The organism is Streptomyces sp. NPDC001492, assembly GCF_053597275.1.
This window is the reverse complement of record NZ_JBSFHW010000037.1, coordinates 79,710-102,649: the sequence shown is the minus strand read 5'-3', so window position 1 is coordinate 102,649 and position 22,940 is coordinate 79,710. Positions and strand designations below refer to the sequence as shown.

Annotated in this window: 22 protein-coding genes, 2 tRNA genes and 1 pseudogene; 12 read left to right on the top strand and 13 right to left on the bottom strand. The window is 69.1% G+C overall.

Annotated elements, in window-relative coordinates; all coding sequences use genetic code 11:
• Window positions 1-45: 45 nt before the first annotated feature.
• Window positions 46-507, bottom strand: coding sequence for an SSI family serine proteinase inhibitor (locus tag ACWC1K_RS36565; protein WP_450837211.1), 462 nt, complete (start codon window positions 505-507; stop codon window positions 46-48).
• A 170-nt stretch (window positions 508-677) separates the two neighbouring features.
• On the opposite strand from ACWC1K_RS36565, the gene ACWC1K_RS36560 reads away from it, so the two are divergent.
• Together ACWC1K_RS36560 and ACWC1K_RS36555 are read left to right on the top strand one after the other, a co-directional pair.
• Window positions 678-768, top strand: a tRNA-Ser gene (locus tag ACWC1K_RS36560).
• A 189-nt stretch (window positions 769-957) separates the two neighbouring features.
• Window positions 958-1,030: transfer RNA gene (locus ACWC1K_RS36555), tRNA-Arg, on the top strand.
• Window positions 1,031-1,121: 91 nt separating this feature from the next.
• Here the strand turns inward: ACWC1K_RS36555 and ACWC1K_RS36550 are convergent.
• The 5 genes and pseudogenes from ACWC1K_RS36550 to ACWC1K_RS36530 all read right to left on the bottom strand — a co-directional run bounded on the left by ACWC1K_RS36550 (window position 1,122) and on the right by ACWC1K_RS36530 (window position 4,235).
• Window positions 1,122-1,268, bottom strand: a complete 147-nt coding sequence (locus tag ACWC1K_RS36550) for a hypothetical protein (RefSeq protein ID WP_450837210.1) — start codon at window positions 1,266-1,268, stop codon at window positions 1,122-1,124.
• A gap of 615 nt (window positions 1,269-1,883) precedes the next feature.
• Window positions 1,884-2,720: a protein kinase domain-containing protein gene (locus ACWC1K_RS36545; protein ID WP_450837209.1), complete on the bottom strand. Its 837-nt coding sequence runs from the start codon at window positions 2,718-2,720 to the stop codon at window positions 1,884-1,886.
• Between the two features lie 70 nt (window positions 2,721-2,790).
• Window positions 2,791-3,045, bottom strand: a pseudogene (locus tag ACWC1K_RS36540) (hypothetical protein); the annotation flags it as partial.
• A gap of 245 nt (window positions 3,046-3,290) precedes the next feature.
• Complete coding sequence (locus tag ACWC1K_RS36535) at window positions 3,291-3,473, bottom strand: hypothetical protein (protein ID WP_450837208.1); 183 nt, start codon at window positions 3,471-3,473, stop codon at window positions 3,291-3,293.
• 12 nt (window positions 3,474-3,485) lie between these two features.
• Window positions 3,486-4,235: a hypothetical protein gene (locus ACWC1K_RS36530; RefSeq protein ID WP_450837207.1), complete on the bottom strand. Its 750-nt coding sequence runs from the start codon at window positions 4,233-4,235 to the stop codon at window positions 3,486-3,488.
• Window positions 4,236-5,221: 986 nt separating this feature from the next.
• Here ACWC1K_RS36530 and ACWC1K_RS36525 point away from each other — a divergent pair.
• Window positions 5,222-6,100 (top strand): hypothetical protein, encoded by an 879-nt coding sequence (locus ACWC1K_RS36525; RefSeq protein ID WP_450837206.1) that lies wholly within the window; start codon window positions 5,222-5,224, stop codon window positions 6,098-6,100.
• 236 nt (window positions 6,101-6,336) lie between these two features.
• Here the strand turns inward: ACWC1K_RS36525 and ACWC1K_RS36520 are convergent, their stop codons facing one another.
• Both ACWC1K_RS36520 and ACWC1K_RS36515 read right to left on the bottom strand, forming a co-directional pair.
• Complete coding sequence (locus tag ACWC1K_RS36520) at window positions 6,337-6,585, bottom strand: hypothetical protein (protein ID WP_030938646.1); 249 nt, start codon at window positions 6,583-6,585, stop codon at window positions 6,337-6,339.
• 348 nt (window positions 6,586-6,933) lie between these two features.
• Window positions 6,934-7,410: a MarR family winged helix-turn-helix transcriptional regulator gene (locus tag ACWC1K_RS36515; RefSeq protein ID WP_450837205.1), complete on the bottom strand. Its 477-nt coding sequence runs from the start codon at window positions 7,408-7,410 to the stop codon at window positions 6,934-6,936.
• A gap of 126 nt (window positions 7,411-7,536) precedes the next feature.
• On the opposite strand from ACWC1K_RS36515, the gene ACWC1K_RS36510 reads away from it, so the two are divergent.
• Window positions 7,537-7,929, top strand: a complete 393-nt coding sequence (locus tag ACWC1K_RS36510; RefSeq protein ID WP_450837204.1) for an HGxxPAAW family protein — start codon at window positions 7,537-7,539, stop codon at window positions 7,927-7,929.
• 81 nt (window positions 7,930-8,010) lie between these two features.
• Window positions 8,011-8,895, top strand: a complete 885-nt coding sequence (locus tag ACWC1K_RS36505) for a DUF2797 domain-containing protein (RefSeq protein ID WP_450837203.1) — start codon at window positions 8,011-8,013, stop codon at window positions 8,893-8,895.
• A gap of 213 nt (window positions 8,896-9,108) precedes the next feature.
• Here ACWC1K_RS36505 and ACWC1K_RS36500 read toward each other — a convergent pair whose 3' ends face one another.
• Entirely contained in the window at window positions 9,109-9,294 is a 186-nt protein-coding gene (locus ACWC1K_RS36500; RefSeq protein WP_351477580.1) for a hypothetical protein, read from the bottom strand.
• Window positions 9,295-9,545: 251 nt separating this feature from the next.
• On the opposite strand from ACWC1K_RS36500, the gene ACWC1K_RS36495 reads away from it, so the two are divergent.
• From ACWC1K_RS36495 to ACWC1K_RS36470, 6 genes are all read left to right on the top strand, one after another.
• The gene (locus ACWC1K_RS36495) at window positions 9,546-10,433 is read left to right on the top strand and encodes an amidohydrolase family protein (protein WP_450837202.1); all 888 of its coding nucleotides are present in this window, start codon (window positions 9,546-9,548) and stop codon (window positions 10,431-10,433) included.
• A gap of 126 nt (window positions 10,434-10,559) precedes the next feature.
• Complete coding sequence (locus ACWC1K_RS36490; protein WP_450837201.1) at window positions 10,560-11,300, top strand: response regulator transcription factor; 741 nt, start codon at window positions 10,560-10,562, stop codon at window positions 11,298-11,300.
• Window positions 11,297-12,910 (top strand): HAMP domain-containing sensor histidine kinase, encoded by a 1,614-nt coding sequence (locus ACWC1K_RS36485; RefSeq protein ID WP_450837200.1) that lies wholly within the window; start codon window positions 11,297-11,299, stop codon window positions 12,908-12,910. Before ACWC1K_RS36490 ends, ACWC1K_RS36485 begins: the two co-directional genes overlap by 4 nt.
• A 14-nt stretch (window positions 12,911-12,924) precedes the next feature.
• Window positions 12,925-14,415: a glycosyltransferase gene (locus ACWC1K_RS36480; RefSeq protein ID WP_450837199.1), complete on the top strand. Its 1,491-nt coding sequence runs from the start codon at window positions 12,925-12,927 to the stop codon at window positions 14,413-14,415.
• Window positions 14,416-14,417: 2 nt separating this feature from the next.
• Entirely contained in the window at window positions 14,418-16,610 is a 2,193-nt protein-coding gene (locus ACWC1K_RS36475) for a glycosyltransferase family 39 protein (protein ID WP_450837198.1), read from the top strand.
• Window positions 16,611-16,920: 310 nt separating this feature from the next.
• Window positions 16,921-17,676 (top strand): TetR/AcrR family transcriptional regulator, encoded by a 756-nt coding sequence (locus ACWC1K_RS36470; protein ID WP_450837197.1) that lies wholly within the window; start codon window positions 16,921-16,923, stop codon window positions 17,674-17,676.
• A gap of 4 nt (window positions 17,677-17,680) precedes the next feature.
• On the opposite strand, the gene ACWC1K_RS36465 is transcribed toward ACWC1K_RS36470, so the two are convergent.
• The 4 genes from ACWC1K_RS36465 to ACWC1K_RS36450 form a co-directional block, all read right to left on the bottom strand.
• Window positions 17,681-18,151 carry a PPOX class F420-dependent oxidoreductase gene (locus tag ACWC1K_RS36465; RefSeq protein WP_450837196.1) on the bottom strand — a complete coding sequence of 157 codons (471 nt, stop codon included), beginning with the start codon at window positions 18,149-18,151 and terminating at the stop codon, window positions 17,681-17,683.
• Window positions 18,152-18,231: 80 nt separating this feature from the next.
• Window positions 18,232-19,053 carry a YceI family protein gene (locus ACWC1K_RS36460; protein WP_450837195.1) on the bottom strand — a complete coding sequence of 274 codons (822 nt, stop codon included), beginning with the start codon at window positions 19,051-19,053 and terminating at the stop codon, window positions 18,232-18,234.
• A gap of 128 nt (window positions 19,054-19,181) precedes the next feature.
• Entirely contained in the window at window positions 19,182-21,719 is a 2,538-nt protein-coding gene (locus ACWC1K_RS36455; RefSeq protein WP_450837194.1) for an MFS transporter, read from the bottom strand.
• Window positions 21,720-21,732: 13 nt separating this feature from the next.
• A complete protein-coding gene (locus ACWC1K_RS36450; protein ID WP_450837193.1) occupies window positions 21,733-22,233 on the bottom strand; it encodes a MarR family winged helix-turn-helix transcriptional regulator in 501 nt (166 codons plus the stop codon).
• A 195-nt stretch (window positions 22,234-22,428) separates the two neighbouring features.
• Between ACWC1K_RS36450 and ACWC1K_RS36445 the strand changes: the two genes are divergently transcribed.
• Window positions 22,429-22,629, top strand: a complete 201-nt coding sequence (locus tag ACWC1K_RS36445) for a hypothetical protein (RefSeq protein ID WP_099929976.1) — start codon at window positions 22,429-22,431, stop codon at window positions 22,627-22,629.
• Window positions 22,630-22,940 lie beyond the last annotated feature (311 nt).

Genomic DNA, 22,940 nt, shown 5'->3' with positions numbered 1-22,940 from the left:
ACGCGGTCCTGGGTTTCCCCCCCGGGAGGAACCCTGTGCGGGTCCCTACGGTTGCCCTTGGGGCCGCAGATCGGGCAGCAACGGCACGAGCCGGTCCCAGCGGCCGATCTGACATCCGTCGCTGCGGTCGTACGAAGCGTCGACGGGCCGCCCGGCCCACCTCCCGGTGACATGCGCGGTGGCGGGCCCGCCGTACTGCATGGTGCAGACGCTGCCCTCGGGCACGGGCGCGAAGGTGTCCCTGCCCCAGCGGGCGACCCGATCGAGTGCTTCGCACGCGCCGCCGACATCGGGATGGTCGCCGCCGCCGGGATGGCAGTACAGGTCGAACGTCCCGTCCGTACCGTCGCCCGCGTGCCGGACGGTGACGGTGAGGTGGTCACCGGCCCGGTCCTCGTCCTGCACGGGCGGCGGTGCGAGGGCGGGGCGGCCGGCAGCGGCATGGGCGGCCGAGGGCACGACGGAGGCGGCCGCGGTGGCGGCGACGACGAGAATCCGAGCGAACATGACCTGACTAACGCCCCACCGTCCCGGTCGGCACGGACACGTCGGCACGGACCGGAAGGGCTTTGCTCTGCGGCCTGCCTGCCTAGTACCGTGGGAGTCGATTGGTGACAGCACGCTCGACTGTGTCATCATCTGCACGCACCACTCGCGCTCGCGCGGGCGGCTGTGCTGGAGGCGTCGCCTAGTCCGGTCTATGGCGCCGCACTGCTAATGCGGTTTGGGCCTTCAAGCCCATCGAGGGTTCAAATCCCTCCGCCTCCGCGCATGATCACCGAAGCCCCGGTCCGAGCGACCGGGGCTTCGTCGTTCCCAGAACCGCCCGTAGAGGTGTTTCCGCAGGTCACAAGGGGTACGGCAAACGGATTTCACATGGCGGCGGCAGTCATGTAATGTTCTTCCTGTCGCCGCGAGCGGCCCGAAAGGACCAGGACCGGCGGGAAAACAAAACAAGCACTCGTAGCTTAACGGATAGAGCATCTGACTACGGATCAGAAGGTTGCAGGTTCGAATCCTGCCGAGTGCACAGCACGTCAGAGGCCCTGTGGAGTGATCCACAGGGCCTCTGGCTTATGTCTTGACGGCAGTGTTTGACGGCAACCGCATTCCGGGGCGGATTAGACGGCTACGAGGACACCGGCCGCGCCGTCGTCATCGTCCGGACCGTTGCCGTCACCCCTCAACGCGTCGCCGACGCGATCGAAGGCGGAGCGCTGGGAGTCGAGCCGGACGAAGGTGTAGATGTCCATCGTCACTCGGATCAAGGCGGCCCGCCTACGGCGGGCCGCGCGCGCTGGCGGCCAAGGGCCGCCGCCGCTCCTTGTCTCCGCCACCGCTCCGGCGGCCCCCACCCGCTCAGCGCGCAGCCATGCCGAGGCGGACAACCAGACCAGGAAGCAACCCGACCACTCCGAGCACCAGGACCAGGCCGACGCTCACCAAGCACGACCGCGCCAACCAACTGCCCGCCGCTTCAAAGCCGCAAGACCCCGGCGACGCAGCCTGAGCCCAGTTGCCATGCTGCGCGGACGACGCCCAGGCCGGGGCGAGGCGCGGACCGTGACGTTGGAAGAGGCGTGGCTGAGGCCGGCGGGGGTTACTGGAAGCACACGTGGCGGGTACTCAGTCGGCGCACCCGCCGCCGTGGCTGACTTTCGGAGGTTCAGGTCAGAACCCTCTCTAACTCGACAACACGGAGCCGGGGTTACAGCCGCACCCACATTTGGGCACGCCAACTACCCCGGTACCATCGGCAACGGGGTCCTGATCAGGGCTTCCGCGACCGGACCACCCGGAATGCTGTCCAGGCTGAGGGGTGGTCCGGTCTTCGTTTGTCGGTGCAGTCGTACGGGCGGCGTCGGTGTACCGGCGCTTTGTATTCAGCTCAGGGCTTTGCCCACCTCGTAGATGGTGGGTCGGTCCTCCGGCGCGTGGCTGAGCATCGCGTCGATCAGCTCTCCCAACTCCCCCGGCGCCTTGACCGGCCGTCGCCGCCCGTTCGCTACGGCCTCTCGTTGCACCGAGCGGGGAGCGCCGTCCGGATACTCCATCGCACGCCAGCCAGTGGCGGAGATGAGAAGCGAGGCGCCGAGCGCGTAGACGTCGGCTTCCGGCGTCGGCTGGGCTTCGCCCGTGTCGAGCACGCTCCGGGCGATCTCCGGTGCTTCGTAGTGGACGAGGCAGCCGCGGAACGGGAAGTCGTATCCCTCGGGTACAGGCGCGCCGTGGGCAAGGGCGAGGTCGATGAGGTGGGTTTGCTCCGGCCCGATGATGAAGTGGGCGGGCTGTAGGTCACCGTGGGCCCAGCCCTTGGCGTGGAGTTCGGCCAGTGCCTCGACGCAGCCCAGTGCCACGCTGGTGTGCGGTGCGATGGGCGAGCCAGGCCGACGGCACGGCTCCCACAGCTGGTACAGGTCCGGCCCTTCACGCCACGGCTGGAAGTTCCAGGTTCCTTGCTCCCACTCGCCGTACGCGAAGTCGACGAAGCCGAGGCGATGGAGCACGGCCCCTTCGCGGGCAGGTGCGAGGGCGGTCCAGGGCTGGGCAGCCCAGTCGGCCGTGGCCTCGATCGGATAGCCGACTTTCACGGCGTAGTGGCCCCGATGGCTCTCCACCTCCCAGACCATGGAGCCCCGGCGGTTGAGCACCAGGCGCTGAGCCGTCGGCATCAACGCGTCCAGCACCACGATCGGCAGTTCAGGGGATGACCCGGACAACGTCTGCTCTCCTTCCAGGCGAACGCGGCCGACCACGATTCGAGGCCGGCCGCATCGCTACTGTCGTGTGCTACGCCTGACCGTAGGGACGGCCGCAGTCCGAGTCGCACTGCGCGAGGTTTTTGCCGTCCACGATCCACAGGTCATCGAAAACCATGAACCCGGCCGCCTTCATTGCACGCGCCGAGGTGATGACCTTCTCCGGGTCGCGGGGCCCGCCGCCCGGCTTCGGGTTGTGGTGCAGGAAGCGGCCCGCGTACCGGTCGCACAGCCTCGCGTACTCCCGCGTGTGCAGGATGAGGGCGTGCAGGCCGAGGTCCACGTTCGCCAGCATTCGCCACCCTGGAATCGCAGATTCGGGGCTCAGGCCGCCTGTACCGTCCGGAGGGTCCGACCAGGCGTGGACCAGATTGCGGCGGGCTCTTCTTGGGGGCCGCTGGACGGAACAGGGACACGGTCGCCTGGCACTGGTCTCCCAACGCAGGAGTGCCCCCAGACATGATGCAGTCTGGGGGCACTCCTGCGTTGACCGGGCGCGTCAGGAGAGATCATGCGCGAAGCATGAAGCCGCTACGTTCCGGCGCTGACATCCCTCTTGCCTTTGCGGTGGCGTCGAATTGTGAAAATCACGGATGCAACGAGCGCTGCAAGCCACGCGATGATCTCGATACCGCCGAAGCTGGAACCGAGCACCGCCAGGATCAAGATGAAGAAGGCGAAGATGGCGATCAATGACCCGATGAGCGACTTCATATACTTTCTCCCTTAAACGCCGCTTCCGCCGATTGCGGTCTTGCCGGTTCCGTAGACCTTGACTTGAGCCCACGGGTGCAACGTGGCGTAGCAGCCGTAATGGGCGACGCAGAGTTCCACTTCACGCTTCATCTTCGATGAACCGGAGCTTGCGGGCGTACGCGACTTGGTGTCCACGATAAGCTTGGGCTGGATGTTGAGCCCGGCCACTAGGTCTTCGTCCGTGAAGTCATCAGAGCGCTCGCCCCACTTCAAGACCTTCGAGCCATCGTACTGGAACTCGGCGTACGTGTGGTACTTGAAGATGATCGCGCCTGTGAGGCTGCGATGGGTATGCGTGATGTGCGTCATCCTCCACTTCTTGCTGCCGGCAGTGGCGGCCGAGGGAACAGCAGAGGCGCGCAGTGCGGCTGAGTCGACCTCGGTCTCCGCCGGTGTCTCCTGAACCTGCGAAGGGTCGCTGCGCTCGGCGTCCTTGGGTATGACCTGACCGGCATCACCAACCACCACTGAGGTGACAGTGACCTCTTCCGGCCGCGTAACGTCCGGCACCGCCGCGGCGAGTTCCGGAATGGAGCGGATGAGATTCACATCGGTCTGCGTCCACGTTCCGTTACCGTAGCGCTTCAGCGCTGCGGTGATCTCGGCGTCCGTGGGCGTAGCGGCGTTCGCGGCAGGCGCCAGGCTGACAGTCAATGCAGTCGCCGCAACAATGGCGCCAATGGCCGCCAGCGTCTTTGAATAACGCTTCTTGGAAGGCAAAGAAGTTCCCCGATTTAAATTTATGGCCAAGGAGCTCTGCATTGCGTGGCGCGTGGCCAACAGCAGATACGAGGGTCTTGGTGATCCCCCGACTTGGTCTCTCCTTGGCAAGGGAACTTACACGCGACTAGGGGACGTGGCGACCTTGAGGCTCGATCTTGAGGAAGAACTGAGCTTAGCGTTGGCGCCTCCTCGCACTCCTCACGCAGAGCGATGATTGGTGGTGGAATCTGCACGGAGAATTACATCGGACCGTTACAGTGCAACGCAGTCCCGCTGAAATGGGATGTTTCGCCCGGCGGTTAAGCCAGGGCGATTTCAAAGTCCGGGTGAGGCGCGCCGGCGGCCACACGAACATCGCAGCCGACCTCCGCGAGATGTCCTACGCCAGCTTCCACCGCCCGCTGGACCTCATCCGGTTCATCTAACCTGCACTCACACACGATCAAGAGACTTAGCAACGGGACCTGACATCGATGTGGCGCGTCGCGCGGGACGTTGTAGCAACAACGTTCGTCGGCCACATCCGAAGTCCGCGACCGTCCCGGCTCGGGGCCCAAGGTGCCCCAAGGGGCGAGTAGCGCATCCCGCGCGATCACGCGGATAGGTTCAGACGCGACCCCGACGGCAACCTTGACGGCAACGACGGCACACAGAGACTGTCGATCACCACCGCCAACGATCAATTCAGGAGAAGGTGGAGCCTCCTCCCAAGAGGCTGCCCGATCCTACGGATCAGAAGGTTGCAGGTTCGAATCCTGCCGAGTGCACACAGACCAAGAGCCCCGGAGAGATCCGGGGCTCTTGGCGTTTGGAGGTCGGGGCCACGAGCGTGAGCTGACCGGTGCGTACGTCCCCCAGTCGTCGTTGGCGTCGTTGCCGCCGCCGTGGAAGCCGGGACCCATCTGTGTCGGGAACGCAACGAGGTGTCTCTCCGTCTTGAAGTCAGCCGAACGGCGTGTGATGCCCAAGGAGAGACAAAGGCGATGGACAGACTCCGTGCTGCCGGGTGGGTGGCGCTCCCGCTCCTGCTGCCCCTCCTGGCGGCCGGGCCGGCCTCGGGCGCGCAGCCCACGGCGTCGCTCACGTACGGAAGCGTCACATCGGTGCGGCCCGGTGACAGGCTGACGGTCGACGCCAAGCAGGGCGAGGCCGTGTACGGCGACACCCTGCGCTCGTCCGTGTTCCTCGCAACAGGCAAGCTGCGCATGATGGATCCGCTGCTGACCGCCACCGTGACCATCGCCTGCGAGGCCAAGCCCGGCACCTACCCGGTGCTGCGGCGCGGCGCCGGAGACGTGGGCCCCGAGGAGCACCCGTTCCGCTGGGCGCGGGTGCGCGTCGAGCCGGCCGGCGAGGCCGCGCGCCGGGCCTGTCGCGACAAGGTGAAGAAGTTGCCCCGGCCCGACCCGGAGGAGCGCTGGGCCCCGGACACCACCTGGCCCCAGTCGGAGTGGGACGTGCGGACCTTCCGGGCCGGCCACCGCATCACGATCACCGACAACGACGACGAGGGAGCGGACGGGGACATCAGCCTCACCTCCCGCGCCTTCGCCGACCACCCCGTTCTGCGTGGCGCCAAGGCGGTCCTGTCCGCCACCACCACCCTCAAGTGCGACGCGGCGCCCGGCCTCTACGTGGTCTACCGGCACGACGCCCGGCTGTCCGAGGCCGACAAGCCGTGGGCCCGGCTGCGCGTCACGGGCGCCGCCCGAGGCAGCGCCTGCGCCAATGAACAGACGGCCGCGCATTCCTTCGCGACATCGCGCCTCGGCGCGGCGGCCTGGACCGTGGGCGGCGCGCTCCTCGCCGGCGTGGCGGCGCTGTTCCTGAGGGCCAGGTCCCGCCGCACGAACTCCGCCTGACTGCCGCGCACGATCGGGAGACGACTGCTGGTCGGCGAACTTCCACCCAAGGGCGGACTTCCACCCAAGGGCGGTACGGGACTTGACCCACAGATGAGAAGCCCCGGAGGGATCCGGGGCCTCTTGTGTCCGGGGAGTGCGGCGGTCGTGGGGGGAGACAGCGCTCGGCGCCCGGAGCTGTGCTCCGGGCGCCGAGACCCAAGTCGGTCAGCTGTGTGACGCGATCAGTGGCCCACCTAATCGCAGGTACTGGAGCCGACGTGGTTGTTCTGACCGCCCGCGTTGCCCTCGCCGTTGAGCGCATTGCCCAGAAGGCCGTTGAGCAGCCCGACCTGGCCGAGGATGTCGACATTCAGGTCGTGGGACCTGCACCCGCCGCCTTCATGCATGAGGTTCGCGGGCTGGGCGGTGGCGGTGCCGGTGGCTATGAGGGTGAAGCTGCCGAGGATGGCGGCCGCGACAGCGGCCTTCTGAAGCTTGCGCATTACTCCTCCTTGGGTCGGATGAGCGCACCTCTAAGATCCACTAAGCGCTCATTTGGGAGGCTAATCCGATATGTCCCGCCGCGCTCTCCGGAGCTGGCATACGGGGTCAATGACGCGCAACCGGGCGAATCGAGCGGCGCTTCCCCGGCCGCCGACGGGCCCGAATACCGTTGGTGTCACACGTATTTGAGGCCCCGAAGGATTCCGGGGCCCTCGTGGTCGTCGCGATCTGACACCAACACAGATGGACGAGTTCGAGCTGCGGCCGCCGGGCGGCGGAAGGCCTCGGTGGTGTGCGGGCGGGCGAGCTCGGCGTGGAGCGGGAGGGCGGCCCGCCGCAGGTCCGGCTCAGTCCGTTCGGCGGTGCTCTTCCAGGTATCCGGCCGCCAGGGCGCTCGCGCGGGTGAACCAGTCCGTCAGGACGGCGATTTCGTCGGGGGAGTAGTCGGCGAAGAGCTCGATCAGGCGGGCGTAGTACGGCTCGTAGACCTCGCGGACGCGGGCCTCCGCGTCCGGCAGGGCGGCCACACGGACCCGGCGGCGGTCCGTCGGGTCGGGGCGGCGGGTGACGTAACCGGCGCGTTCCAGACGGTTGAGGATCCCGGTGACCGCGCCCGTGGTGACGTGGGCGCGGGCTGCCAGATCACCGGCCGTGAGGAGGTTCTCGCCGGCCTCGATGACATAGGCGAAGCACGTCAGGTCGGTGACGTTCAGGCCGATCCGCTGGGCCGTCTCCTGCTGGCCGATCAGGCTGGTCGCGATGAGGTGGTCCATTGCCGACAGCGCCTGGGCCGGGGTGGCGGTCGGGCGCGGTTTGGCTTGCATTCCGGATTCCTGATTCCCTTAGATCGTGAGAGGTTTATGAGATAAATTTCTTAGGAGCTGAGGGATCTGGCGGGCGTGCTGTCCGGTCGCCGTCCGGATCCCGTTCGTCCTCGGGGAGGCGGGTACATGAGCGCACACCAGTATGACGAGGGGCACACGGTCGCCGGCTGGACCGGTTTCGCGGTCGCGAGCGCGGGCGCCGTGGCGCTGGGGCTCGGGGTGTGTACGGCATCGGTGATCGCGCTGGCCGGAGGGCTCGGCATCGTGGTCGTGAGCGTCCTGGTGACCTGGGCGCTGCACCTTGCCGGGTGGGGCAAGCCGCCGGGGCGGCGGCCCAGGGAGCAGTGGGGATGGCGGGTGCGGGATCTGGCGGCGCGTGAGGGCCATCCCGGGTGCGTCGGCTGCCGGCTGGCCGGGCGCGGGCGGGGAGCAGGTCGTACGGCGGAGTCGTACGGCGCGGTGGTCGCGGCCGGCGGCGGGGAGCCGGAGCCTGCCGCCGTCGCTGAAGCAGGGCGCTGAACCGGCTGCAACAGGGCGCCGAACTGCTCGCAGTCCCTCGCCGCGACCCATTGTCAGTGGCGCCCCCTACTCTCGAAGGCAATGGCACAGGCATGGAAGTGCTCGGGGCTGCGATGGGCGGCAGGCGGTCCCGTGCTGGCATGGGAGGGCGGGCGGCGCTCGGCGCTGACCTGGGGGAAACGGGTGGCCTTCGGGGTCGCGGACGGTGGTGTGCGGACATGTGTGGGAGCGCGGGGACATGCGTGTCCGGTGCGGGCGGTCGTGCCGGGGCGGAGTACGGGGGCGCGCTGCGAGGAGTGTGCGCGGCTGGACCGGGCGCACTCGGTGGCCGCCGACACGATCGCGGACGACCCGCGGCCGTACCACGTATATCTGGCGTGGTTCGGGCCCGGCATGGTCAAGGTCGGGATCACGGCCGAGGAGCGGGGCTCCGCACGGCTGCTCGAGCAGGGTGCGGTGTGCTTCAGCTGGCTGGGGGTGGGGCCGCTGATGGCGGCGCGGCGCGCCGAGGAGTTGCTGCGGGCCGCGCTCCAGGTGCCGGACCGGATTCGGTACGCCGAGAAGCGGGCGGTGCGGTCCGGGTTGCCGGAGGCGGAGGCGGAGCGGGCGGCAGAGGTCGAGGAGTTGCACGGGCGGGCGCTCGCACTCGACGGCTGGCCGGAGTCACTCGCCCGTGAGCCCTGCCGACCGGTCGATCACGCCGAGGTGTTCGGGCTCGCCGATCTGCCGGCCGCCGTGGGCGAGGTGACCGAGCTGGTCGCGGGCGGGGTGGTGAGCGGGCGGTTGGTTGCGGCGGCCGGGCCGGATCTGCATCTGGTGGCCGGGCGTGGCGTCGTCGTGCTGGATACGCGGTTGATGCGGGGGTGGGAGTTGCTTCCCGTCGAGGGACCTGTAGGAGAGGGCGAACTCACCTTTCCGATACAGGAGTTCAAGCGTCGGGCCGACGCGCAGGACGGTTTGTTCTGAGTTGTCGGTCGAACCCGGACGGGCAGGCGTGCCACGAGCGGCAACCAACGTTTCAACAATCAAGATGAGCAGTGAATTAGCAAACCCGACCAAACGTCTGGGCTACTCCGGCTGTAGCAGGGTGTGAGTGTTGCGCGTTAGGAGGCAGAGGAGGAAATGACGGGCATAAAGCCCTCCTCCTCTGCCTGTCCCTATCTCACGCGGGGATAGGTGTCATGCACACTGGTTGCCGACGCCGTCGCAGTCGCCATCGTCCCCGCCGTGGTAGGCGATCTGACTGGACTGGACCGTTGTGGTCTTCGTGGCGGTGTGAAGGGCGGACGGAGCGGCCATCGCGGATCCGGCCGTGGCTGCGAGAGCGAAGCCAAGGGCGGCGCCGATCGCGAGTATTCGTGACATGGATATCTCCAGGCGTGTTTGGTGTGTTTTTTGCCCCCTCGTCCATCACTCTGCCTACTCCTGCGGCAGGTTTCATCTCGGGCGCGGCCAATCGTGTGAGCCCCCGCGAAATCGCCCCGCCATGTCTCGGGCGAGCGTGAATACCCGCGTTCCTGCTCCCGATTCCCCAACCGCCGGGACACGGATTCGGCTCGTCGGTTCACCCCGGGCGCTATGGACACCCCGTCCCTCTCCGGTCGATCGTGGACGACATGAGCGATCAGCCCGTGGAGGCCGAGGATGTGCGGCGGTTCTGGCAGCGGCTCGGGCTGCCCGGGCTGGTCGACGTGCACACCCACTTCATGCCCGAGCGGGTGCTGCGCAAGGTCTGGGGCTACTTCGACTCACTGGGTCCGCTGACCGGCGGCGTCGAATGGCCCATCACCTACCGCCAGGAGGAAGCGGAACGGGTCGCGCTGATCAGGGAGTTCGGCGTGCGCCGCTTCACCGCCATGCTCTACCCGCACAAGCCGGGCATGGCGCAGTGGCTCAACAGCTGGGCCGCGGACTTCGCCGGCCGCACTCCGGACTGTCTGCACACCTCAACCCTCTTTCCGGAGCCGGGCGTTGCGGCCTACGTCCAGGAAGCCCTCGATGCCGGGGCGCGGGTCTTCAAGGCGCATGTGCAGGTGGGGGCGTACGACCCGGCGAGTGAACTCCTCGACCCCGCTTGGGGGTTGCTGGCCGAGGCGGGGGTACCGGTGGTGATGCACTGCGGATCGGGTCCCGCGCCCGGCAAGCACACCGGGCCGGAGCCGGTCGGGCGGGTGCTGGCCCGGCATCCCCGGCTGCGGCTGGTCGTCGCGCACATGGGGATGCCGGAGTACGAGGACTTCCTCGACCTTGCCGAGCGCTACCGGGAGGTGCGGCTGGACACGACGATGGCGTTCACGGACTTCAGCGAGCGGCTCGCGCCGTTCCCGCGGCGGGCGCTGCCCCGGCTCGGCGACCTCGGCGACCGGGTGCTGCTGGGCAGCGACTTTCCCAACATCCCGTATCCGTACGTGCATCAGCTGCATGCGCTGGAGCAGCTGGGGCTGGGTGACGAGTGGCTGCGGGCCGTCTGCCATGACAACGGGGCGCGGTTGTTCGGGCTCTGAGCCCACAGGCAGGTGCCGCAGGGCAGGAACCTCCCAGGGGCTGCCTGAGAGACGCCTGTGTGTTTCTCAGGGAAATCACAGGGTGTCGAAAGGGTGCTCTCAGAGGATCCCGACAGTGTGGCCACCATGACCACGACCTCGCCCCAGGGGCGCACCGAACTGCTGAGGCCGGACGGGAGCCCCGTCCGAGTGCTTGTGGTGGACGACGAGATGTCGATCACCGAGCTGCTGTCCATGGCCCTTCGTTACGAGGGATGGCAGATCAGGAGTGCGGGGGACGGCACGGGTGCCCTCCAGACCGCGCGGGAGTTCCGGCCCGACGCCGTCGTTCTCGACATGATGCTGCCGGACATGGACGGGCTGACGGTGCTCGGGCGGCTGCGCCGTGAGCTGCCCGACGTGCCCGTCCTGTTCCTGACCGCGAAGGACGCGGTCGAGGACCGGATCGCCGGTCTCACCGCCGGTGGCGACGACTACGTCACCAAGCCGTTCAGCCTGGAAGAGGTCGTGGCACGGCTGCGCGGGCTGATCCGGCGCTCCGGTGCGGCCGACCGGCGTTCGGACTCCGTGCTGGTCGTCGGTGATCTGACCCTGGACGAGGACAGTCACGAGGTCAGCCGTGCCGGGGAGGGCATCCACCTCACGGCCACCGAGTTCGAGCTGCTGCGCTTTCTGATGCGCAACCCGCGGCGCGTGCTCAGCAAGGCGCAGATACTCGACCGGGTGTGGTCGTACGACTTCGGTGGGCAGGCCAATGTGGTCGAGCTCTACATCTCGTATCTGCGGCGGAAGATCGACGCCGGTCGTGAGCCGATGATCCACACCCGGCGGGGAGCCGGTTATCTGATCAAGCCTGCCGCCTCATGAGCGGACGACGACGACCGCGTACGCAGAGGCGACGAGCGGGACAGCCGCGCACCCTGCGGGCGCGGCTCGTCGTCGCTTCCGTGGTGCTGATCGCCGTGGTGTGTGCGGTGATCGGTACGGTGACGACGTTGGCGCTCAGGCAGCATCTGTACGACCAGTTGAACAGGCAGCTGGGTGAGGCCGTGACGCGTGTGTCGGGCGACTTTGGGCCTCCCGGTGTGGGCAAGGCCGGTGGCGCGCCTGGCCAGGACAATCAGCAGAGCCAGCTCCGCAAGACGATCGATCTCAGCGAGTTCGTCAAGCACGGACCGCAGCCCCCCGGCACCCTCGCGGCCAAGGTCATCAACAGCTCCGTCACCGATGGCAAGATCGGCAAGAAGTCCTCGTCCAACTTCGAGATGAGCGCCAAGGACCTCAGCGACGCCCAGATGACCGCCCTCGGCCAGGTCTCCCAGGACGGCAATCCGCACACCGTGGACCTTCCGGGGCTGGGCACATACCAGGTCGAGTACAGGAGCGGCTACTACGTCGGCATCCCCACCAAGGACACCGACAACACCATCAACACCCTCATCCTCGTCGAGGTGAGCGTCACCGCCGCCGGCCTCGGCGCAGCCGTCATCGCCGGCTACGTCCTCGTAGGCGTGGCCACCCGCCCCCTGCGCCGTGTCGCCGCCACCGCCACCCGGGTCTCCGAACTCCCCCTCCACACCGGCGAGGTGAACCTCTCCGAGCGTGTCCCGGAGTCCGAGACCGACCCGCACACCGAGGTCGGGCAGGTCGGGGCCGCGCTCAACCGGATGCTGGACCATGTCCACGGTGCGCTGCACTCGCGGCAGCAGAGCGAGATGCGGGTACGGCAGTTCGTCGCCGACGCCAGCCATGAACTGCGCACTCCCCTGGCCTCCATTCGCGGGTACGCCGAGCTGACCAGACGCGGCAGAGAGCAGATCGGCCCCGACACCCGGCACGCCCTCGGCCGTATCGAGTCCGAGGCGGGACGGATGACGCTGCTTGTCGAAGACCTTCTTCTCCTGGCCCGTCTGGACGCGGGCCGTCCGCTCCAGTTCGAGCAGACCGACCTCATCCCTCTGGTCGTCGACACGGTCAGCGACTCCCGCGCGGCCGGCATGGACCACATCTGGCGGCTCGATCTGCCCGACGAACCGGCCCTCGTGTCCGCGGACGCGGCACGCATCCAGCAGGTGCTGGTCAACCTGCTGGGCAACGCCCGTAAGCACACCGCCCCCGGCACGACCATCACCGCACGCATCCAGCGGCGCGGTCCGTGGATGTGCGTGGACGTCGAGGACAACGGGCAGGGGATCCCGGCGGAGCTGCTGCCGCACGTCTTCGAGCGGTTCGCGCGGGGTGACTCCTCGCGCTCCCGTGCCTCCGGCTCCACGGGCCTCGGGCTTGCCATCGTGCAGGCCGTCGCGACCGCGCACGGCGGCGCGGTGACCGTGGACAGTGTTCCGGGCCGTACGGTCTTCACCGTGCATCTGCCGGCGCTCGCCCCGGTGTTCCCCCACCCGGCCCCCGAAACGAACCGGCAATCGCACTCACAGGTGCAGCACAGTGCCGGCACATGGGTGCAACAGGGCACTTGACCAGAGTCGTTTCCATGCGAACCGACTCTTCTCCCGGCACTCTGCCGGCGCGGGAGCACCTCCCGGCCGGCGACGCCGGTACGCCTGTCCTGGACGTAGTGATCCCAGTCTACAACGAGGAGAAGGACCTCCAGCCGTGTGTGCTGAGACTGCACGACCACCTCAGGCGCACCTTCCCGTACGCGTTCCGGATCACGGTCGCGGACAACGCGTCCACCGACGCCACTCCGCTGGTGGCGGCGCGGCTGGAGGCGGAGATCCCCGAGGTCTCCCACTTCCGGCTGGAGCAGAAGGGCCGCGGACGCGCCCTGCGCACCGTGTGGTCCGCCTCGGACGCCCCGATCCTCGCCTACATGGACGTGGACCTGTCCACCGACCTCAACGCCCTGCTCCCGCTGGTGGCCCCGCTGATCTCGGGCCACTCGGACCTCGCCATCGGCTCGCGGCTCTCCCGCAGCTCCCGGGTGGTGCGCGGTCCCAAGCGGGAGTTCATCTCACGGATGTACAACCTGATCCTGCGCGGCTCGCTGCAGGCACGCTTCTCCGACGCGCAGTGCGGCTTCAAGGCGATCCGGCGTGATGTCGCGCAGGTGCTGCTGCCGCTGGTCGAGGACACCGGCTGGTTCTTCGACACCGAGTTGCTGGTCATCGCCGAGCGCGCGGGGCTGCGTATCCACGAAGTTCCCGTCGACTGGGTCGACGACCCGAACTCCACCGTCCACATCGTGAAGACGGCGACCGAGGACCTCAAGGGCGTGTGGCGGGTGGGCAAGGCCCTGGCCACCGGCTCGCTGCCGCTGGACCGGATCACCCGGCCGTTCGGCGACGATCCGCGCGACCGCGAGATCCAGGACGTGCCGAAGGGGCTCGCCCGCCAGCTCGTCGGCTTCTGTGTCGTCGGCGGTCTGTCGACCCTCTTCTACCTGGTCCTCTACAGCGTCTTCCGGCAGTTCGGCGGCTCGCAGGTCGCCAACGCGCTGGCCCTGCTGGTCTCCGCGGTCGCCAATACGGCGGCCAACCGGCGCCTCACCTTCGGGGTGCGCGGCAGCGGCGGCGCCGTCCGGCACCAGGCGCAGGGCCTGGTCGTCTTCGGCATAGGCCTCGCGCTGACCAGCGGTTCGCTCGCCGCCCTGAACGCGGCGACGTCCGACCCGGCGCACTCCACCGAACTGGCCGTCCTCGTCGCCGCCAACCTCGCGGCGACCGTGCTGCGCTTCCTGCTCTTCCGCGCGTGGGTGTTCTCCGACCGGCGGGACAGCGAGCCGTCCACCGTGGTGGCCTCGCACGCACCGGAACCCGGCCCGACCTCGCCGACGCACACCACGGCCCCCCAGTACGCCCGTCACCAGCAGCCGTACCAACCGCTCCCGCAGCGTCCGGTCGCGCATCCGAACCCGTACCGGACCACCCAGTTCCGCGCCGGTGAGGTCGCGGACCAGCGCTGGGAGGACGCCACCATGCATCTGCAGCCGATGCGCCCGGCCGACACCGATCCGAGGGACTGACGATGACCACCCACTACGACCAGACGGCTCAGCCGGGTCCCTCCGCGTGGGGCCCGCCACCGACGGCGACCACGGACGTACGGGAGCCCGTTGCCCCGCCGGCCACCCCGGCCCCCGGATCCGGCGAACCCGAGCAGCCGTTCGTCCGCGGACTCCGGCGCGGCCGCCCCGAGGACCCCCGCTGGGTACGCCCGGCCTTCCTCGGCCTGTTGCTCGCCACCGGCCTGCTCTACCTCTACAACCTGAGCGCCTCCGGCTACGCCAACTCCTTCTACTCGGCGGCCGTCCAGGCAGGCAGCAAGTCCTGGAAGGCGTTCTTCTTCGGCTCACTGGACGCGGGCAACGCCATCACCGTCGACAAGCCCCCGGCCTCCCTGTGGCCGATGGAGCTGTCGGTGCGGATCTTCGGCCTCAACTCGTGGGCGATCCTCGTCCCCGAGGTCCTCATGGGCATGGCGACGGTCGCCGTCGTGTACGCGTCCGTGCGCCGCCGGTTCAGTCCAGCGGCCGGACTGATCGCGGGCGCGGTCCTCGCGCTCACTCCCGTCGCGGCGCTGATGTTCCGGTTCAACAACCCGGACGCCATGCTGGCGTTGCTGATGTCGGCCGCCTGCTACCTCGTGGTCCGCGCCCTGGAGGACGGCCGTACGAAGTGGCTGGTGTGGGCGGGTGCCGCGATCGGATTCGCGTTCCTCGGCAAGACCCTGCAGGCCTTCCTGATCCTGCCGGCCCTCGCGATCGTCTACGCGGTCTGCGCGCCGGTGTCGCTGAGGAAGCGTCTCGGGCAGCTGGCCGCGGCGACCGCCGCGCTGGTCGTGGCCGGCGGCTGGTGGGTCGCGATCGTCGAGCTGTGGCCCGCCTCCTCCCGCCCGTACATAGGCGGTTCGCAGGACAACAGCTTCCTTTCGCTGACCTTCGGCTACAACGGCTTCGGGCGTCTGAGCGGCAACGAGACCGGCAGCGTCGGCGGCGGCGGTGGCGGCGGCGGCACCGGCATGTGGGGCGCGACCGGCTGGAACCGGATGTTCAGCTCCGAGGTCGGCAGCCAGATCTCCTGGCTGCTGCCGGCCGCGCTGATCCTCCTCGTCGCGGGCCTGGTGGCGACACGCACGTCCCGGCGGACGTCCGTGACCCGCGGTTCGTTCCTGGTCTGGGGCGGCTCGCTGCTCCTCACCATGGTCGTCTTCAGCTACATGGCGGGCATCTTCCACCAGTACTACACGGTGGCCCTCGCCCCCTACCTCGCCGCCGTGGTCGGCATGGGCTCCGCGCTCCTGTGGGAGAAGCGGCGCGAGACCTGGGGGTCCCTCAGCCTCGCGGGCGCGGTCGTGGCGAGCGCCGCCTGGGGCTACATCCTCCTCAACCGGACCTCGGACTATCTGCCCTGGCTGAAGTACCTGGTCCTGGTCGGCGGTCTGGCCGCCGCGCTCGGTCTGATCTTCGCGGGCCGGATCAGCCGGCAGCTCGCCCTCGGGGCGGCCGCCGTCGGCCTCCTGGCCTCCCTGGCCGGCCCGACCGCGTACACGCTGTCCACCGTGAACAGCGCGCACACCGGTTCCATCGTCACGGCCGGTCCGGCCGGCGCGAGCATGATGGGCGGCGGCCGGGGCGGCCCCGGCGGCGGTGGCATGCGGGGCGGCTTCGGCGGCGGTGGCATGCCAGGACAGCAGAACCAGCAGAACGGCAACGGCAGCACCCGGAACGGCAACGGCTTCCCGGGCGGCGGCATGCCGGGCCAGAACCAGCAGAACGGCAACGGCAGCACCCGGAACCAGCAGGGCGGTGTGCCCGGCGGCCGGACGGGCGGCGGTGGCGTCGGCGGCCTGCTGAACGGCGCGAACGTCAGCTCCGAGGCCAAGAAGCTGCTGGAGACGGACTCGTCCAGGTACACCTGGGTCGCAGCGGCCATCGGCGCGCAGAACGCGGCGAGTTACCAGCTCTCCACCGGCGACCCGGTGATGGCCATCGGCGGCTTCAACGGCACCGACCCGTCACCGACCCTCGCGCAGTTCAAGCAGTACGTGGCGGACGGCAGGATCCACTACTTCATCTCGTCCGGCACGGGCGGCGGCGGCATGGGCGGCAGCAGCAGCGGTACGTCCTCGCAGATCACCTCATGGGTGGAGAAGAACTTCAAGAAGGTGACGGTCGGTTCGTCGACCTTCTACGACCTGACGCAGAAGGCGAGCAGCTAGCAGTCGGCGGTTGCCAGTTGGCAGTCGGCGGCGAAAGTGCCCTACACCGCACAGCGACCAGCTGTGCGGTGTATGGCATGTCTACGGCCACTCATGGCCGGCCCCGGGGCGGGTTGAAGGCGGGGCAGTCGGTGGGAGCTGTGGCTGTGCTGCTCGGTGGGGTGTCGCGGCGGCGTTGCTGCGCAGGGCTGAGCGGGCAGACTCGGAGGTGGTGGTCGCCCAGGAGCTCGGGTGGCCCGGAGCCCCACGCCCCGTGAGGGCGACTGCCACATGGCATCGTGATCAGTGAACGCAAGGGGAAGGTGCGCCAATGGTGAGGGCAGCCGAGCGGGCGGCGCGGACCAGTGTGTGGCTGGAGGGCAAGGTCCGACGGGGCGGTCGCGGCGGGCAGCCGTCGGGGCTCGACCGGGAGCGGATCACCGAGGTCACCGTCCGCCTGCTCGACGCGGAGGGGCTGGCGAGGTTCTCCATGCGCCGGCTGGCTGCCGAGCTGAACGTCACCGCGATGTCCGTCTACTGGTACGTCGACACCAAGGACGACCTCCTCGAACTCGCCCTGGACGCGGCCTTCGGCGAGATCCGCCTGCCGGAGCCGGACACCGGCGAGGACTGGCGCGACCAGCTGCGCGCGCTCGCCAGGGAGTACCGCTCGCTGCTGGTCCGCCACCCCTGGCTGTCGCCGCTGGCCGGCACCTTCCTCAACATCGGCCCGAACAACCTGGCCTTCGCCCGCGTCGTGCAACGCGTCATCCGCCGTACCGGACTGCCCACGCACGGCCTGGCGGCGGCCATCTCCTCCGTCTTCCAGTTCGTGTACGGCTTCGGGACGATCGAGGGCCACTTCAACGCCCGCAGCGCCGACTTCGGCATGACCGCGGACGAGTACTTCAAGCACGCCTTGAGCGCGGTGACGCAGGACCCGCAGGCCGCCGAGGTCGTCAAGGAGTCCGAGGACATCATGGCGGCCCGCGGCGGCGACACCGTGCACGAGATGTGGGAGCGGGACTTCGACTTCGCCCTTGACCTGCTGGTCGCGGGCATCGAGGCGATGGTGGCCCGCGGCTGACGCGCTACTCCCCGGACGCCAGCCGTGCCGGGAAGCCGCCGGTGGCCACCGGTCCCCACGTCTCCGGTGTGACCCGGATGATCGACTTGCCCTGCTTGACCATGGCCTCCCGGTACTCGTCCCAGTCCGGGTGCTCACCCGCGATGTTCCGGTAGTACTCCACCAGCGGCTCCACGGATTCCGGCGAGTCGATGACCTCGGCCGTGCCGTCCACCTGGACCCACGGGCCGTTCCAGTCGTCGCTCAGCACGACGAGGCTGACCCGCTCGTCCCGCTTGGCGTTGCGGGTCTTGGCCCGCTCGGGGTAGGTGGAGACCACGATCCGCCCCGAGTCGTCGACGCCGCAGGTCAGCGGTGAGGCCTGCGGGCCGCCGTCGGCCCTGCGCGTCAGCAGGATCGCGCGGTGGCGGGGGCGTACGAAGTCCAGCAGTTCGTCGAGGGAGACGCGGGTGTTGGTCGCGATGTTCGGTGCCATGGCGCCAGCCTAGGCGCCGGAGCGCTGCTCGGCCTGTCCCTGCTGGGCGTACGGCTGCCCACAGAACGATTCCATGGTCTTTACGCCTGCGGCAGCGACTCCCCCTGCACCGCCTGGATGTCCAGCTCGACCTTCAGCGTCGTGCCGATCGCGGCGATACCCGCCTGGAGCACCTGGTTGTAGTTCATGGCGAAGTCCTCGCGGCGGAGTTCCGTCGTCGCCCGGAAGGCGGCCCGCGTCCCGCCCCACGGGTCCGCGCCCGTGCCGAGGTACGCCAGGTCCAGGTCCACCGGCCGTACGACCCCGTGCAGGGTCAGCTCCCCGTGCACGGTCCAGCGGTCCGCGCCCGCCGCCGTAAGGCCGGTGGACCGGTACGTGATCTCCGGGTGCCTCTCGACGTCCAGGAAGTCCGGCGAGCGCAGATGGTCGTCGCGCATACCGTTGCCCGTGTCGATCGAGGCGGCGCGGATCACCGCCTCCACCCGCGACTTCTCCACCTCGTCCGGGGCGATCTCGACGCGCCCGGCGAACTCCGTGAACCGCCCGTGCACACTGGAGATCCCCAGGTGCTGGGCGACCGCGCCCACCGAGGAGTGCGCCGGGTCGATGGTCCACGGCCCGGGCGGCGGCAGCTCGGTGCCGCCCTGCCGGGCCAGGGTCACCGCGCCCAGCTCGGCTCGTCCGCTCGCCGTGACCAGCGCGCTGGAGGCCACGGGTGCGTACCCGACGGCCGTGACGATGACGGTGTACGCGCCCGGGGCGAGCGCGGTGGCATCCCGTACGGCCCCCTCCGCGTCCGCCTCCGCGCGCAGCACCTGTGTGCCGGTCATGTCGGTCACCGTGACGACCGCGTGCGACACGGCCCATCCGTCCCGCGTACGGATCTTCGCGGTCAGGCCCATCTTGACTCCCGTTTCTGCCTGCGGTGCAACTGCTCGTAAAGCTGGTCGTGAAGCGACCGGCCCGTGGCGCCGGGCGCGCACCTCCGCTCAGAGCGCGCACGCCGTCCGCCACGGGCCGGAGTACCGGACTACTCGCCCGGATGGGCCAGTTCGATGTCGTGGTCGTCGACTCCGCGGCCGTTCACCGTGAGGGCGGTCGCGACCGGCGGGTAGCCCGACGCGATGACCGTGTAGTCGCCGCCGTTCAGATCGGTGAAGGCGTAGGCCCCGTCCGTGCCGGTGGTGGCCGTCCCGACCACGTTGCCCGCCGCGTCGACCAGGGTGACCCGGGCGTCGGCCAGCGGGCCGTGCGGGGCGCGGACGACGCCCTGGAGCTGGGCGCCCGAGTCGAGGTCGATCTCGATACGGGTGACTCCGGCGCCGCCCACCTCGACGGGCAGGGCGCGCGGCCGGTACCCGGCGGCGTTCACCGCGACGGTCACGGTCCCGGGCACCAGCTCGGCCAGGGAGAACTCGCCCTGCTCACCGGTGGCGGCGGTGGCCAGCAGCTCCCCGCGGACATCGGTCACGATGACCATCGCGTCCTTGACGGGCAGCGTGGTCTCGGCGGCCCGCACCACACCGCTCAGCCCGCTGGTGCCGCTGAGCAGGATGTCGTACGAGACCGGCTCACCGTTGACCACGACCGTGGACGCCTGCGGCTGGAACCCGTCGGCGGCGGCGATCAGGACGTAACTGCCCACGCTCGGCGCCTCGACGGCGTAGGAACCGTCGGCCTGCGCGACCGACCGGCCCAGCTGCCGTCCCGCCAGCGAGATCAGCGTGACCGCGGCCTGCGGCACGGGCGCGCCCTCGTTGCCGCGGACGAAGCCGCGCACCGGGATCCCGCCGGAGCCGGCCGGCTCCTCGGGGCGGGCGATGGTCGCCACGGCGGACAGCCGCTGTGTGCCGTCGGCGGCGGTCTCCGTGTCGGAGGACACGGCCCAGCTCGGGACGTGCTCGGCAGCCGGAGCAGAAGGGGCCTCGGCGGCGGCCGGAGCGGCCCCCGACCCGGCCGGCGTCTCCTCCGCGGCAGTGGCCTGCGCCAGCGCGCCCTTGGTCTTCAGCGGGACTTCCTTGATGAACAGGGTGATCAGGAACGCGACGGCCGCCAGGGCGCCCGCGATCAGGAAGACATCGGCGATGCCGTGGCCGTAGGCGCTCTCCATGAGAGTGCGGATGGGGGCCGGCAGCTTGCCCAGGTCCGGGATGCTGTCGGTGGAGGAGCTGGAGCCGGCCAGCGCCGCACGGTACTGCGGGTCGAGGGCGGCGATGCCGTCCTTGACGTAGTGGGTGATCCGGTGGGCCATGACCGCGCCGAGCGCGGAGACGCCGACCGCACCGCCGAGCGAACGGAAGAAGGTGACCGTGGAACTGGCGGAGCCGAGGTCGCTCGGGTCGACCTGGTTCTGCGTGCACAGCACCAGGTTCTGCATCATCATGCCGATGCCGAGACCCAGCAGCGCCATGAAGATCGACATCTTCCAGTACGCCGTGTCGTAGCGGATGGTGCCCAGCAGGCCGAGGCCCGCCGTCACCAGCACGCCACCGCTGACCAGCCACGCCTTCCAGCGCCCGGTGCGGGTGATGAACTGCCCCGAGACGGTGGAGGAGATGAACAGCCCGCCGATCATCGGGATGGTCATGACACCGGACATCGTCGGGGACTTGCCGCGGGCCAGCTGGAAGTACTGGCTGAAGAAGACCGTGCCGGTGAACATCGCGACACCGACGAACAGCGAGGCCAGCGACGCGAGGGTGATGGTGCGGTTGCGGAACAGGCGCAGCGGGATGATCGGCTCGCTCGCCTTCGACTCGACGAGCACGAAGACCAGACCGAGGACGATCGAACCGGCGACCATCGTGTACGTCTGCCAGGACAGCCAGTCGTACTTGTCACCGGCGAAGGTGACCCAGACCAGCAGCAGGGAGACGGCGGCGGCGATGAAGAACGCGCCGGCCCAGTCGACCTTCACGTCCCGCTTCACGACCGGCAGGTGCAGCGTCTTCTGCAGCACGATCAGCGCGAGCACGGCGAAGGGGACGCCGACGTAGAAGCACCAGCGCCAGCCGAGCCAGCTGGTGTCGGTGATGACGCCGCCGAGCAGCGGGCCGCCGACGGTGGCGACGGCGAAGGTGGCGCCGAGGTAGCCGGAGTAACGGCCGCGCTCGCGCGGGGAGATCATCGCGGCCATGACGATCTGGGCGAGGGCGGAGAGACCGCCGACGCCGATGCCCTGGACGACACGGCAGGCGATCAGCATGCCGGCGTTCTGCGACAGACCCGCGGCCGCGGATCCCAGGACGTAGATGACCAGGGCTATCTGGACGAGCGCCTTCTTGCTGTACAGGTCGGCCAGCTTGCCCCACAGGGGAGTGGCCGCGGTCATCGACAGCAGGGCGGCGGTGACGACCCAGGTGTAGGCGGACTGGCCGCCGCCGAGGTCGCTGATGATGTGCGGCAGGGCGTTGGTGACGATCGTGGACGACAGGATCGCCACGAACATGCCGAGCAGCAGACCGGAGATGGCCTCCATGATCTGCCGGTGCGTCATGGGGGCGTACTCGTGGGAGCCTCCCCCGTGCTTGGCATGAGCCCGCACACCGGTTGGTGTGGTCGTTGCCATGGGCTTCCTTCTCTTAAGTGCTTGCGGGTGTACGGGTTGTCGGTTCGAGTTCGCGTGCGGGGGGCGGGAGCCGGGGCGGCAGGGCGCGGCAGTCGTCGAAGCTGGCCCTCAGGCGTTCCATGAGCCTGCTGAGCTGGGCGACCTCCTCGTCGCTCCAGTCGGCGAGCCGCTCGGCCAGCAGCTGGGTGGTCCGCTCGGACAGCGCCTCCAGCCGGGCCAGGCCCGCGGGCGTCAGGTGCAGGATCCGGGACCGCTTGTCCGCCGGGTCGGGGGACCGGTCGATCCAGCCGCGCTCGGCGAGGTGCGTGACATGGCGGCTGGTGACCGACATGTCCACGGAGAGCAGTTCGGCGAGCTTGCTCATGCGCATGTCGCCGTAGCGTCCGAGAAGGGTCAGCACCGCGGCGCTGCCGCTCGGGCAGTCGGACGGCATGATCCGCCCCAGCTCCCGCTTCACGGCGCCGAAGCCGCTGAACTGCCTCAGCAGCTCCTCGTACTGCGCCCGCTCGGCCATCACACCTCCCACATTCGTTGCTTGGGGCAACCATAGAAGTTATTGGTTGCTACAGGCAAATAAAACGCCCCGGACGGAGGACAAAAACTTGGCAAAGGCGCGTATGGGGAAAGCAAACATGCAGGTGAGGGCGGTTACGTCCACGAACCGCCCCCCACTTGGGCCACAACTGGTGATTCGCTAGGGTCTCGGGCTATGGCTAACCCCCAGGGCCCCCAGGGCAACCACGACCCCGCAGGCAGCACCCAGATGTTCCGCGCGTTCGTCGACGAGGGCCCGCAGGGCCGCCGTCAGCAGCAGGCGCCCGCGCCGGCCGGTCCGCGCATCGGCCTGATCGTCGGCATCGTCGTGGCCGTGGCGGTCGTGGCGGCGGTGGCCTGGCTCGCGCTGAAGTAAGAGCGGACCGCTACTTCCAGACGATCCGCCGCTCCCAGGTGAATCGCTACCGGGATTCATTCGCAGCGCACTGGCGTTCACGCTGATGGTGAAGCAAGTCGGGCGTCGTGACGCGGAGCGTCACGGCGGCATGCCCGCGAAGCGGGCGGAGCATCCGGGGTGCGACTGCTCAGGCTTCATCACGGAGAGCTGGGAGAAACGGACCGGTGAGCACTTTCTCCCCGAACGTGGTCACGAAGACCGTGAACATGTGCGCTTGGGAGTCGATACCGATCAATAGGGATCTTCGCGCTGTTGGGGTCTGGTCCACG